This window comes from Chromohalobacter sp. HP20-39 (genome assembly GCF_033052815.1).
Lineage (GTDB): Bacteria > Pseudomonadota > Gammaproteobacteria > Pseudomonadales > Halomonadaceae > Chromohalobacter.
In genome coordinates this window covers 1-436 of record NZ_JAWHTP010000174.1, presented here as the reverse complement: position 1 = coordinate 436, position 436 = coordinate 1, and the positions used below count along the sequence as shown (strand labels likewise).

The window sequence follows — 436 nt, the reverse complement described above, 5'->3', positions numbered from 1 at the left end:
CCGTACGGACGCTTTTTTGGCTGATGCTGCTGGCGCTTGCAGTCGAGTGGCACGCAGCACTGCCGCAAGCGCAGATTGCTTGAAGCACCAAACGGCGCGCATGCATGCAAACCCCAGGAGCAGGAGGACAAGATGCCCAACGACCACACGTCCCTTCGCGATTTGCTCGCCAAGTGGTTTGGCCCCAGCGACACGCCGCATCTGCGCATCACGCGCGTGCACTGCCCAGGCCTCGAACGCGGTTGCGTGCGGGCTGAGTTGGCCACGGCAACGCGGCCGCTGGCGATCATCTTCTTTCGCCACCAGACCGGCTGCTGGCGGCTGTTCCCACCGACCCCACCGTCGCGCGTGCGGGTCCGTTGATCCGCATCAAACACGCTTTGATTGAAGGCGCGAAGCTCCAAGCAGGGTCAGTACGTAGGCCACGCAACGGCAG

The 436-nt window shown here is 64.0% G+C and carries 1 protein-coding gene; it reads left to right on the top strand.

What is annotated here, in order from left to right; all coding sequences use genetic code 11:
* The first annotated feature begins 132 nt into the window (after positions 1-132).
* A complete protein-coding gene (locus tag RVY79_RS17500; protein ID WP_048932151.1) occupies positions 133-363 on the top strand; it encodes a hypothetical protein in 231 nt (76 codons plus the stop codon).
* The last annotated feature ends 73 nt before the right edge of the window (positions 364-436 follow it).

Bases quoted from the DNA above. Each gene is read 5' to 3' on its own strand.
- RVY79_RS17500 (WP_048932151.1), top strand. From the start codon at position 133: ATGCCCAACGACCACACGTCCCTTCGCGATTTGCTCGCCAAGTGGTTT.